Genomic DNA, 12,638 nt, shown 5'->3' with positions numbered 1-12,638 from the left:
GCCCGCTCCCGGCTCGCCGGAGAGCTGGCGTTCGCCGCGGCGCGCGGCACCGTGACCCCGGTGGTACGGCAGCGGCGGCTGCCGATGCTGCTGCCGCCCTCACCGACCGTCGACGGCGCGCCCGGCCGCGAACTGCGCGACCTGGTCCGGGCGATCGAGGCCCGGCCCGGCGTACTGGCCTGCACCGTCTTCCACGGCTTCCCGTACGCGGACACCGCGCAGGCCGCCACCAGCGTCGTCACCGTCACCGACGGCGACCCGGACCTCGCCGGCAAGTACGGCGACGAGGTGGCCGCGTGGCTGGAGACCCACCGGGAGCGCTTCCGCGGAACACTCCTGGAACCCGCCGACGCCGTCCGCGCCGCCCGCGAGGCCGGCACGGGAACGACGGTGATCGGCGACGGCAGCGACAACCCCGGCTGCGGAGGCTGCGGCGACAGCACCCATCTCCTCCGCGCCCTGCTGGAGGTGCCCGAACCGACCTGCTTCGCCACCCTGTGGGACCCGCGGGCGGTGTCCGCCGCGGTCTCGGCGGGCGTCGGCAGCACGGTGCGGCTGCGGCTGGGCGGCAGGCACGGCTGGGCCAGCGGCCCGGCCGTCGAGGCCGAGGGCACCGTACGGTCCGTCACCGACGGGGAGATCGTCCAGACCGCGATGCGCCGGGGCAAGCGCGCGGAGTTCGGCCCCTGCGCCCGGATCACCGTGGGTACGTGCGAGGTGATCGTGGCCTCCCAGCGCCGCCAGGTGCTCGACCCGGAGATCCTGCTGCTCCACGGCTGCGTCCCGGAGCGCTACCGGATCGTCGGGGTGAAGTCGGTCAGCCACTTCCGGGCGGGGTTCGCCGGGGTCGCCGACCGCATCCTGGTGGCGGACGCACCGGGACCCACGGCCCGCGGCATCGAGCACATCCCCCGCCAGGGACCGACGCGCCGTCTGTGGCCCATGGCGGCGTGGCCGTCGTCCGGCTGACCGGCCGGAACGCCACGCGGGCCCGGGGGGTGGACGCCGGTGAGCGGCCCCTGGAATGGTTGTACGGTGACACACCGGACGGCCCCGGCGGCCCTGCACCGGCGCCCGCACCGCGTGACCGAACGCACTGCCCACGGCCCCCGCCGGGCCAGGAACCGAGGCGTGACAGCATGAACGAGCGTGGCCAGGAGAGCTACTTCGAGCGCGTCAGCGATCAGGTCTACCTGCCGACCCGGCACACCCAGGGCCCCTGGGACCCGGCCTTCCAGCACTTCGGGCCACCGGGGGCGCTGCTGGCCAGGGAGTTGGAACGGCAGCTCGGCGGCGAAGCGGACACCCTGTCCCTGGGACGGATCGCGTACGACATCCTCGGCCCCCTCCCGCTGCGGCCGCTGACCGTCCGGGCGCGGGTCGAACGGCCCGGCAGGCGCGTCCGGTTGCTGCGCGGCGAGATGCTCGACGGGGACCGGCTGCTGGTCTCGGCCTCCGCCTGGGCCGTGCGGCACGCCCCGGACGAGGTGACCGTCGCGGAGGGCGAGCACAAGCCGCCGTCCCGGCCCCCGGCCGGCGACGCGCCCGGCACGCCGATGCCCGCGCACTGGGAGTGCGGCTTCCTCGCCTCCGTCGAATGGCACTTCGTGCACGGCGCGTACGAGCGGCCCGGCCCGGCCGCCGCCTGGCTGCGGCCCCGGGTACCGCTGCTGGCCGGAGAGGAGTGGTCGCCCGCCCAGCAGGTGGTCCTGACCGCCGACTCGGCCAACGGCATCAGCGCCGAACTCGACATCCGCACCTGGGGGTTCGTCCCCCCGGAACTCACCGTCCACTTCGCCCGCCCGCCCCGCGGCGACTGGCTCTGCCTGGACGCCGAGACCAGCGTCTCCCCGGGGCGCCCGGGACTCGCCACCTCGATCCTGTACGACGCCGACGGACCGGTCGCCCGCTCCGCCCAGACGCTGCTGATGCACCAGCGTTAGATCCTGTGGCGAAAGTGCCGTCCGCTCCGCGCGGATGCTCCTGACGGAGGGCCGTCCCGGTACTCCCCGTACCCGGGACGGCCCTCCGTCCTGCGGTCCCGCCCGGTCGCCTCAGCCCCGCAGACCCCGCACCCGTTCGGCGAGCCGGGCCGGTGTGGACGCCTCGAACAGGTCTCGTGCCGAGAGCGGCACCCCCAGCTCCCGCGCCAGTACGGCCATGGTCGCCGTGGCCAGCAGCGAGTGCCCGCCCAGCGAGGCGAACTCGTCGTGCGCGCCCACCCTGTCGACGCCCAGCACCCGGCTCCACTCCGCCGCGATGACGCGTTCCACGTCGTCGCGCGGCGCCTCGTAGGGCGTCTCCAGATGCGGCCTCGCGGCGGGCACGGGGACATCGGCCAGCGCCGCGCGGTCCGTCTTGCCGCCCGCGGTGAGCGGGAACCGGTCGTGCACCAGGAAGACCGCGGGGATCATATGGCCGGGCAGCCGCTCGGCGAGGAAGTCCCGCAGCTCGTCCACCGGTACCGACGCGTCCCCGGCCAGTGCGACATGGGCGATCAGCCGGCGGTCGCCCGCCGCGTCGTCGGCCCGCGCCTCGACCACCGTCTCCCGCACCCGCGGATGCAGGGTGAGCGCCGCCTCGATCTCCCCGGTCTCGATACGGAAGCCCCGCACCTTCACCTGGTGGTCGATCCGGCCGAGGAACTCCACGGCGCCGTCGGGCAGATGCCGCACCCGGTCCCCGGTGCGGTACATCCGCGCCCCGGGGACGAAGGGATCGTCGAGGAAACGCTCCGCGGTCAGCTCCGGCCGCCTCCAGTAGCCGCTGCCCACCCCCTCCCCGCCGATGAACAGCTCACCGGGCACACCCGGCGGGACCAGGTCGCCGTACTCGTCGAGGACGTAGAGCCGCTGGCCCGGCAGCGGCCTGCCCCACGGCACCCAGGCGCGCCGGGCGTCCTCGGCGGTGACCGGGTGCGCGGTGGAGGTGAAGGACACCTCGGTCATCCCGGCGAAGTTGAACGCCCGGCTGCCGGGCGCCAGATCGGCCAGCATCCCGGGGACCTCCGGCGGGAACCTGTCACCGCCCAGCCCGACGGTGCGCAGCCGCGGCGGCAGCCCCTTCCCGGACGCGTACGCCTCCTCCAGCGCGCCCCGGAACAGCGCGGGCGTCGAACTCCACACGGTGAGGTCCCGGTCGTGGGCGAGGTCCAGCAGCCGGGCCGGGTCGGTGGCGTCCGCCGGTTCGGGGATGACCAGGCAGCCGCCCGAGATCAGGGTGCAGAGCACATCGAAGGCGGACATGTCGAAGCTCAGCGAGGACGCCTGGAGGAGCCTGGTGCCGGAGCCGAGACGCAGCCTGCTCTGGAGGGCGCGCATGGTGCGCAGCACCCCGCGGTGGGTGTTGGCCGCGCCCTTGGGGCGGCCGGTGGAGCCGGAGGTGTAGATGACGTAGCACAGGGCGTCCGGCGTCACGGCCGGGCACGGCGCGCCGTCGCCGGGCTCCGGGCCCGGCTCCGGGTCCGCGCCCAGGGGCAGCGTCTTGGCGGAACCGCCGCGCAGCAGGCCGGCCGACCCGGGGTCGGTCAGGACGACGGGCGCCGCGCTGTCGTCGAGCATGAACCGCAGCCGTTCGACCGGGTACGCGGGATCCATCGGCACCCAGGCGGCGCCCGCCTTGAGGACGGCGAGGATGCCCACGATCACCTCGGTCGAGCGCTGGGCGCAGAGGGCGACGACCTGCCCGGGGCCCACCCCGTGCGCGGTCAGCCGCCGCGCCAGCCGCGCCGCCTCGTCCTCCAGCCGGCCGTACGTCAGCACGGAGGGTCCGCACACGGCGGCGGGCGCGTCCGGGGCGGTGCGGGCCTGCTCGGAGATGAGGTCGTGCAGACAGCTCTCCTCCGGGGGGAGGGTCCCGGTGGCGTTCCACTCGTCCAGGACCAGGCGCCGTTCGGCCGGGGTGATCAGCGGCAGCCGGGAGACGGGCGTGTCGGGGGCTTCGGTGGCCGCGGCGAGCAGCAGCGGGAGGCGGGCCGCCACCCGTTCCGCGGTGACCGGCTCGAACAGCTCGGGCGCGTACTCCAGCGTCCCGTCGAGGCCGCCCCCGGGGCGCGGTTCCAGGACGAACCGCAGCTCATGGGCGCAGCCCGTGCGCGGCAGCCGCACGGGGGCCAGCGGGAGCCCGGCGAGCGCACCGGGCAGCAGCGGCGTCTCACGCACGGTCAGCGCCACGGCGGGAAGCGTCGCGTGCGGCGCCGGCCCGTCCGCGCCGGCCTTCGGCAGCAGATCGCGGAACGAGACGTCCGGCCCGCTGCTCGCGCCGCCGACCCGCACCCCGCCCTCTCCGTCGCGGAACGCCACCTCGGTGTCGGCACCGGCACCGAGCCGGGTCAACAGCACATGGACCGCCGTCAGCAGCCCCTCGGCGACACCGGCCCCGCACTCCCGCGCCAGGGCCCGCAGCGCCGTGACGGTGCCGTCCGGTACATGGAACGGCACCGTGGCGGCTATCCCCGCCGGCGCGGACGCCCGGGGCCAGTCGGTGGGGACCGTGCCCGAGCGCACCGGCAGATCATGGCCGTCGTCGATCGTCCGCTGCCCGGGAGGGCCCGCGGTCGCGCCGTCGCGGGCGGCGGCGAAGTCCTCCAGCAGCAGCCGGAGCCCGGGTTCGTCCAGCGCGGAGCGGTGCGCGGCCAGGGCGAGCACGGCACCGTCCGGTACGAGCAGCAGCGCGGCCCGCAGCAGCGGCTCCTGGGAGGCGATGTCCCAGGGCGCCGTCGCCGTCAGGGCCAGGACGTCCTCCGTCGCCGCCTCGCGTTCCCCGTCCGGGAGATGGCGGAGGTCGGTCACCGGCAGGAGGCGGTGCGGGGCGGTGCCGGTCACCCGCAGCGCGGGCCACCGTCCGGCCGCTGTGAACAGCGCGGACCGCAGCGCCGTCACCTCGGGCGGCCCGCCCAGGACGCCCGCCACCGCGCAGGTCTCCCGGCCGGCCCCGGACAGCGGCTCTCGCGCGGTGTCCGTCCGGGCGGGCGAGGAGGTGTCGATTCCTGTCATCACACGTGTCCCTTCCCCGTCGCCGTGGACGGGCGCTGGTCGTCGGCCGGTGCCCCCGCCACCGGGGCCCGGGGCAGCTCACGCGGGCAGCGGGAGATCGGCCAGAAGCCGCGACAGGTACTGCCGCTCGTGCCCTCGGAAGAAGAAGTGGCCACCCGGCAGGCGGCGCACACGGAAGTCGTGCGGGTTCTCCCGGCGCCAGGCGGCGAGCCCGCCGGGGGAGGTGCTGGTGTCGTCGGTGCCCGCGTACACCCGTACGGGGCAGGGGAGCGGAGGTGCCTGGGCGTAGCGGTAGGCGGCGAGCAGGGCGATGTCCGCGCGGAGCACGGGCAGTACCGCGTCCATCAGACCGGCGTCGGCGAGCGTGTGCCGGTCCGCGACGCCGAGGTCGTGGAAGAGCGCCAGCAGTTCGTCGTCGGTCAGGTCCGCGTACGCGGCCGCCCGTTGCGCCGTGGGCGCGTCGTACGAGGAGACCAGCAGCGCCGCCGGCGGCAGCACGCCCCGGCGGTGCAGTGCCCGCGCCGTCTCCAGCGCGGGCACCGCCCCCAGGCTGTGGCCGTGGACGGCCGTCGGCCGGTGGGGCAGCCGCTCCAGGCAGTCCGCGACGGCCTCGGCGATCCGGGCGCAGGACGTGGTGAACGGCTCGCCGTAGCGCGCGCCGTGCCCGGGGAGTTCGACGGCGGCCAGCTCCACGTGCGGGGGCAGGAGAGGCGCCCACGTCCGGTAGAGGGCGGCCGATCCGCCGGCGGGGGGCAGGCAGAGCAGCCGCAGCCGGGCGAACGGCCTCGGGCACGGGACGTGGAGCCAGGGCGCGCCCGGGTCCTCGCCGCTAGGCACGAAGAAGCGTTTCGGCGCCGGCCAGTTCGCGTGCGATGGCCTCGATCTCGGGCTCCGGGTCGATCCAGTCGGTGTCCAGCCCCTTCACCACGAGCCGGGTGGCGCTCCTGACGAAAGCGGTGATCTGCTCCATCGTCATTCCCTGGGAGAGCAGATACGGAATGCACCAGATGCTCAGCCCGTACAGCGGCATCAGCGCCGGGCCCCGGACGCTGCGGATGAGTTCGTTCTTCCAGCCGATGGCCTCCTGCCAGTTCATGGTGGCATGGCTCCAGGAATAGCCGCTGCCCTCGATCCCGTACTTCTCCCGCTGCTTCTCGATCGGCGCCAGCACGTCGTGGTAATAGAGCTGGACGTTGTAGAAGGTGGGCTGGGCGCGGTTGAGGAAATCGATGGTGTTGCGGACGGTCTGCTCGGTCTCGCCCGGGAATCCGAGGACGATGGAGGCGAGGGTGACGATGTTGCGCCGGGTGAGTTCGCGGATTCCGTACTCGTACCGGTCGGTCCTGGCGAACTTCGTCATGTTCTTCAGGATCTGCTGGTCGCCGGACTCGATACCGAGGAAGACGCCGATGCAGCCCGCCTCCGCCATCAGGTCGAACGCCTCGTCGTCGGCGTTGGAACAGCGGAAGAAGGAGACCCACCGCAGATCGAACTTGTTCTTGATCATCATGCGGCAGATCTTCTTGAACCGTGGCAGCGGAACGTTGAACGTGTCGTCCACGAAAATCATGTTGCGGACCCCGTGTTCGCACAGGTACCGCAATTCTTTCTCGATCGTGGACAGATCGCTGAGCGTCAACGGGCCGGCCATGGCCGGGTAATTGCAGAAGGCGCATCCGAACGAGCAGCTGCGCGAGGTCCGCATATAGCTGGTCGGCGCGTAATAGGACGGGTCGAAGAGGGACCAGTCGACGGCGTTCTCGTCGAGGTCGTTGTTCTCGACCATCGGCAGGGTGCGCAGCAGCGGCCCCCGGGCGCCGCCCGGCCCCCGGTAGATCAGGTTCGGCGTCCTGCTGAGGTCGCCGCCCTTGTCGCGCAGCGCCCCCAGCACCGCGGCGAGGGTGTCCTCACCCTGCGCGCTGTCGATGTAGATGTCGGCGCCGATCGCGCCCAGCAGCACGTCCTGGACCTGCGGCGGCTGCCCGGCGCACAGATTGTGCACCCGCGGTCCGCCGACGACGACGGGTACGTCGGGGTTGTGTTTCCGTACGAAGTCGATGATCTGCCGGATCGGTTCGTCGTCGACGTAGTACGTGGTGGTGATGGCCACCGCCCGGGGGGAGCCGGCCAGCAGCTCGGCCAGATGCTCCTTCCCGGTGTTGAAGAAGTTGACGATGTCGATGTCGAACCCCCGGCGGCGCAGGAAGCTCGCGAGGTAGGCGACGCCGAGGCTGGGCATCTCGAAGGCGGTGAGCCGGGACGGTTGTCCGGTGAGGCGTTCCCGGACGGTGTTGAGCAGATCCATGTAGGTCCTGCGGCCGTCGCCCAGCAGCACGGAATTGGTGAGGAGTTCGCTGTACGAACCGGAGGTGGTCTCGAAGACCTTCTGCGCACGCGCGAAGTCGGCGAAGTCGATTTCGTTGAAGCCGATGAGTATGCAGTCCGGACTTTTCACTGGATCACCTCGGGAACCTGGGGTCTACGGGGGAGACGGTCCTGGCGGTGCGTTACTTTTCCGGTGCTTGGCGGTGCGAATGTCAACGGCGGTGGAAGGAACGATGGTTCATTTCCTTCCACCGCCGGGCCGTCCGCGGGGACGGCGCCGCTACGGGTGCAGCGACGCTCCCTTGACGACCTTGTCGACGGACTTGCGGTCGGCCCGCAGGGCCAGACCGACCAGACGGAGCTTCTCGGTCGGTACCGCCTCGACGGCCGCCCGGTTGTCCTCGTCGTTGTTGGTCACGAAGAGTTCTTCGGTGTAGACGGCGGTCGGGATCTCCCGCCGCAGCGCGCGTTCGTGGATCTGGGTCAGCTTCTCACCACTCGCGGCGAACACCAGTACGGGCTGCCGGAACATCGGCAGATATTCCACACCCGAACCGTCCTTGTACGGCTCGCCGGTCACATCCTCGACCGTCGCGGCGATGCCACTCACGGTGAACGCGGTGACATTGAGCTTCTGCCACGCTTCGAGATCGTCTCGCAGAACCACGGCGATCTTCGTGTCCCAGACCACTGGAGTCGGCGAGCTCTCGTCGGTCATTTGGTGGTGCCTCCTCAGATCGTGCACTGAGCGCGCGTCCTCACGACACGCGTGGCACCTGATTCTGGTGTGCTCCACCGTGCGATGTCTTGGACGTTCTTGCCGTTCTCGGGAGTGTCCGCAGCTCAGGACCCCCGGACCGCCCGGGCCTGCCCGGCGAGTCGCTCCGCGGCGGCCGCCAGCAGCTTGTCGTCCTTGCAGAAGGCGAGCCTGACGAGATGCCGGCCCGCGTCCTTGTCGTCGTACAGCGCGCTGCTGGGGATCGCGGCCACCGAGGCCGAGTGCACCAGGGAACGGCACAACGCGTCCCCGTCGTCGGTACCGAAGGACCGGGCGTCCATCTGCACGAAATAGGTGGCATGGCTGGGATAGGTGCGGATACCGCCCTCCCGCAACCCCGCCACCAACAGGTCCCGGCGGCGCTCCAGACTCGCGCGCAGCTCCGCGACCCAGGGCATGCACGCGGTCAGCGCATGGGCGACACCCGCCTGCAACGGCGTGCCGGTGCCGAAGGTCAGATACTGCTTGACCGTACGGACCGTCGTCACCAGACCGGACGGACCACAGGCCCACCCCACCTTCCAGCCGGTGGCACTGAACGTCTTGCCGGCCGACGAGATCGTCAGCGTACGGTCGCGCATGCCCGGCAGGGCGGCCAGCGGAAGATGGCGCAGCCCGTCGAAGACGAGGTGCTCGTACACCTCGTCGGTGACGGCGACCAGATCGTGCTCCACGCACAGCTGGGCGATCAGGGCCAGTTCGGTCTCGTCGAACACCTTCCCCGTGGGATTGTGCGGCGTGTTCAGCAGTACGACCCGGGTGCGCGGGCCGATGGCGTCGCGCAGCGCCTGCGGGTCGAAGGTGAAACGGGTGCCGTCGAACTCCAGCAGCACCGGCACCGCGCGGGCCTGGGCCATCGCCAGGCAGGCGCTGTAGGAGTCGTAGAGCGGATCGAAGACGACGACCTCGTCACCGGGGTCGCACAGCCCGATGAGGGCGGCGGCGATCGCCTCGGTGGCACCGGCCGTCACCACGACCTCGGTGTCCGGGTCGTAGCGCACACCGTGGTCGGCCGCGCGCCGTTGTGCGATCGCCTCGCGCAGGACGGGGAGGCCGATGGCGGGCGGGTACTGGTTCAGTCCCCGGGACATCGCCTCGCGGGCGGCGTCCAGCAGCTCCGGCGGCCCGTCGCTGTCGGGGAAGCCCTGCCCGAGGTTGGTCGCCCCGGTCCGCTGGGCCAGGGCGGTCATCTCACTGAAGATCGTCGGTCCGGCGAACGGGTGAAGGCGTGCGGCGATACGTATGGGGGGCACAGGTCCTCCGTGGGAGAGCGGGCGCTACGGCGCCCGGGGATGTCGTGGGGAATGCCGGGGTGCTCAGGGACGGATCTCCTCGGACGGCTCCGGTGTGGTGGGGGACGGGGTACGGGCCGGCGTCCGGCGCCGCGCCGCGATCCGGCGCCACAGCGGCAGCCCGCCGCTCACCGCGAGCAGCGCGCCCGCGACCATCAGCAGCGCGCCGCCGCTCTGCGTCCAGTTCAGCCCCTCGCCCAGGAACAGGGCCGCGCCGCCCGCGCCGAAGACCGGCGAGAGGAACATCATCACCGTGGCCGTCGACGGGCCGACCGCCTGCACCCCGCTGTAGTAGAAGACATAGGCGATCGCCGTCGGCCCCACCGCCAGATAGGCCACCACCAGCCAGAAGCCGCCCGAGAGATCGCCCCACGCCACGGCCGGCAGCGCGGGCGCCGCCACGACGGCCAGCATCAGCGAACCGCTGAGCGTCGCCAGCGCGGTGGCCCTGATCGGGTCGCCGGTCACGACACGCTTGGACACCAGGGTGTACGCGGACCAGCACACGGCCGCCGCCAGGAAGACCAGATCCCCCGCCAGCCGCCGGCCGTCCGCCGTACCGCCCACACCGACGAGGAAGACCCCCGCGCCGATGATGCCCAGGACGAGTCCGGCGACACGGGCCCCGGTGGTGCGTTCCCGCAGGAACACCACGGTGATCGTGGTGGTGATGACCGGGGCGAAGACCGGCACGATGATGCTGCCGTCGATGGACGGCGCCAGCGAAAGACCCCAGAAGAACAGGGTGTTGTACCCGAAGACGCCCAGCGCGCCGAGCAGCGAGGTACGGGCGATCTCCCGGCGGGTGAGGGACAGCCGGCCGCCGGTGGCGAGCAGCCAGCCGAGGATGATCAAGCCCCCGAAACCGAAGCGGAGCAGCGCGGCCACCTGGTGCGGGATGTCCTCCACGATGGCCTTCGACGCGGGGAAGGCGCTGCCCCACAGGGCCACGGTGAGCGTGAGCGTCGCGAGAACGGGGGCCTTCTGCCGCTTGGGCTGCTCCTCGGGCCCCGGCGCCGCCGATGGATCGCTGGGTAATTTCGACATGTCCTCGTGTGGCATACGGGTGCCGTCCCTTGCTGTCGCGCGTGTGATGTGTGAGGCCCCCGCTGCCGGGCAGAGGGGGCCTCGGGTCCTTGTCGCCTACGCCCGCCGGACGCCGTCGTCGGCGACGAGCCCGCCGATCTCGGCATGGCCGGGCCCGGCCGGACGGGCCCTGACCACGGAGCCGTGCCCGTGCCGGACGGTCAGCGGACGGGCCAGCCGCGCCGCGAGCAGGAGGGAGGCGGAGCCGCACGCCTCGTCCTCCCGCACCCCGAACCCGGCGGCGAACACCCGGGCCCGCACCACCCCGGCGGCCTCGTCCTGCCAGGCCCACGCCTGGGTCCGCGCCCAGAGCTCGTCACCCGCCGGTCCGCCGAGCGGCGGCGGGCACAGCGCCTCGACGTCGCCGGGGCCGGGGAACTCGCGGTGCAGCCACGGGGGAGCGTCCGCCACCGCGCCACGCACCCAGGTGGTGCCGTCGGCGTCGGCGGTCGTCGGCACCGTCTCCGTGAGCCGGACCGGGCGCAGCTGGGTGGGCCGGCGGCCGGTGACGCGGGCGAGCAGGGCGCTCGTACCGACCAGCGGGTGCCCGGCGAAGGGCAGTTCGCAGGCGGGCGTGAAGATCTGCACCCGCCCGGCCGGGACGTCGTCGAGGAAGACGGTCTCGCTGTAGCCGAGCCGGGTGGCCAGCGCCTGCCGGTCGTCCGGACCGAGGCCCGCCGCTTCGAGCACCACACCGAGCGGATTGCCCGCTCGCCCGTGCTCATCGGTGAAGACACGCAGAACGTGAACGTCCAAGACGGGAACCTCCGTTGCTGGTCAGGTGGACAAGGGCACGCCCGGGTCGTCGCGTGCGGTCAGAGCCCGGGAGGCGCGGAGATCCCGAAGCGCGCGTCCGCACGGCGCGACGCGCCGACCATGAACTGGTGCGGGGTGACCCCGGTGTACTGCTTGAAGACCCGGTTGAGATGGGCCTGGTCGTAGAACCCGACCTCACGCGCGATGCAGGTGGCCCGCGCCCCGTCGGCCAGCAGCTGCCGGGCCCGTTTGACCCGCAGCAGATTCTGGAACGTGTGCGGCGGCATCCCCACCTCGGCACTGAACAGCCGCGCCAGCCGGTACGGGCTCATACAGGCGACGGCGGCGAGTTCGTGGAGGGAGACCTTCTCCGCCACCCGGGACTCCAGGTACTCCCGGGCGAGCGACACCGCCCGGCGTCCGCAGGCCGGCGTGTCCGGCCGGGGCGCCGCCTCGGCGCACCCGTACCGCTCCCGCAGTGCCTTCCCGACCTTCGCCAGCAGCTGCTCCTGGAGCAGCCGGCCGCCCGCGGACGGGTCGGGGCGCAGCGCCCGGTGGGTGCGGTCCAGCAGCGCGGTGAGCCGGGGGTCGCGCAGCACCGTCCTGCGGAACGACCAGGGGCGGCCCCCTCCGCCCTGCGGGGGCGCCGCCGGGTCGTGGTAGCGCTCCAGCGCGCCCGGCGCCAGGTACAGCACCCGGTAGCGGTAGCCCTGGGGGTCGGCGAGGTCGCCGGTGTGCACCTCACCCGCGTTGATCACGAACACCTCGCCCGCGGTGGCGACATGCGTCTCACCGCGGTACAGGAAGGAGGCCGCGCCGCTGTCCACCATGGCGACGGTGGTCGCGTCATGGGTGTGGCGCGGATACTCGTGTTTTCTGAAGTGGGCGTGGAGCACTTCCACCCCACTGACCTCTGGTCTCCAGTACATCGATAAGTCCCTGGAAGCGACCATGGCCGCGACTATAGCAGCAGGCACCGGCGGCCCAGCGGCATCGAGTTGGGGATTCCGGGGGCCGTCCGAGGGGCGGTTTCCGGCGCGGGGGAGGGGCCGCTCCGGCACGTTCCACGGTCACGGTGGGTGTGCTTCCCGGCACCGTGAGGGCGTCATGGCGGGGCGCGCGGGGCCGTAGCCGCTGGGAACGGGCGCGCGCCGCGCGGCGCGCGAAAATGGAGGGGAGGGCCGCCCGCAGGCCCGGGGCCGCGTCCGCGACGGCCGAGGAGGCGAAACGCGATGATGTTCTGGTACGGACACGGAGCGGGCGGGTGGGGCTGGCTCGGAGTGATGGTCGGCACGGCCGTGGTCTGGATACTGATCATCGTCGTCGCCGTGCTGCTCGTCCGGGCCCTGTCCCGTCCCGGCCCGCCCGGCGGCGAGCGCCCCGGATGGCAGGGGCCCCCGCCGCCCC

The 12,638-nt window shown here is 72.8% G+C and carries 10 protein-coding genes; 2 read left to right on the top strand and 8 right to left on the bottom strand.

All coding sequences use genetic code 11. The annotated features are described in order from the left end of the window. Positions 1-969: MlrC C-terminal domain-containing protein (locus AC51EU_RS19790; RefSeq protein WP_496268336.1), on the top strand; the 969-nt coding region annotated here is incomplete at its 5' end. A gap of 170 nt (positions 970-1,139) precedes the next feature. After that, positions 1,140-1,943: a thioesterase family protein gene (locus tag AC51EU_RS19785; RefSeq protein ID WP_496268335.1), complete on the top strand. Its 804-nt coding sequence runs from the start codon at positions 1,140-1,142 to the stop codon at positions 1,941-1,943. A 111-nt stretch (positions 1,944-2,054) separates the two neighbouring features. Here AC51EU_RS19785 and AC51EU_RS19780 read toward each other — a convergent pair whose 3' ends face one another. The 8 genes from AC51EU_RS19780 to AC51EU_RS19745 form a co-directional block, all read right to left on the bottom strand. Continuing rightward, the gene (locus AC51EU_RS19780) at positions 2,055-4,994 is read right to left on the bottom strand and encodes a non-ribosomal peptide synthetase (protein ID WP_496268334.1); all 2,940 of its coding nucleotides are present in this window, start codon (positions 4,992-4,994) and stop codon (positions 2,055-2,057) included. A gap of 78 nt (positions 4,995-5,072) precedes the next feature. After that, positions 5,073-5,831, bottom strand: a complete 759-nt coding sequence (locus tag AC51EU_RS19775) for a thioesterase II family protein (RefSeq protein WP_496268333.1) — start codon at positions 5,829-5,831, stop codon at positions 5,073-5,075. Beyond that, positions 5,824-7,449, bottom strand: coding sequence for a PhpK family radical SAM P-methyltransferase (locus AC51EU_RS19770; RefSeq protein WP_496268332.1), 1,626 nt, complete (start codon positions 7,447-7,449; stop codon positions 5,824-5,826). Before AC51EU_RS19770 ends, AC51EU_RS19775 begins: the two co-directional genes overlap by 8 nt. Before the next feature lie 150 nt (positions 7,450-7,599). Next, a complete protein-coding gene (locus AC51EU_RS19765) occupies positions 7,600-8,037 on the bottom strand; it encodes a DUF2000 family protein (RefSeq protein WP_496268331.1) in 438 nt (145 codons plus the stop codon). A gap of 125 nt (positions 8,038-8,162) precedes the next feature. Next, a complete protein-coding gene (locus AC51EU_RS19760) occupies positions 8,163-9,350 on the bottom strand; it encodes a pyridoxal phosphate-dependent aminotransferase (protein WP_496268330.1) in 1,188 nt (395 codons plus the stop codon). Between the two features lie 63 nt (positions 9,351-9,413). After that, on the bottom strand, positions 9,414-10,436 hold the full coding sequence (locus AC51EU_RS19755) for a DMT family transporter (RefSeq protein WP_496268329.1): 1,023 nt from the start codon (positions 10,434-10,436) through the stop codon (positions 9,414-9,416). 96 nt (positions 10,437-10,532) lie between these two features. Then, a complete protein-coding gene (locus tag AC51EU_RS19750) occupies positions 10,533-11,231 on the bottom strand; it encodes a PhzF family phenazine biosynthesis protein (protein WP_496268328.1) in 699 nt (232 codons plus the stop codon). A 59-nt stretch (positions 11,232-11,290) separates the two neighbouring features. Continuing rightward, on the bottom strand, positions 11,291-12,184 hold the full coding sequence (locus AC51EU_RS19745) for an AraC family transcriptional regulator (RefSeq protein WP_496268327.1): 894 nt from the start codon (positions 12,182-12,184) through the stop codon (positions 11,291-11,293). Between the last annotated feature and the right edge of the window lie 454 nt (positions 12,185-12,638).

The organism is Candidatus Streptomyces philanthi, assembly GCF_059553635.1.
Note: the sequence above shows the minus strand (reverse complement) of the source record. Positions and strands in the feature narration are given on the sequence as shown.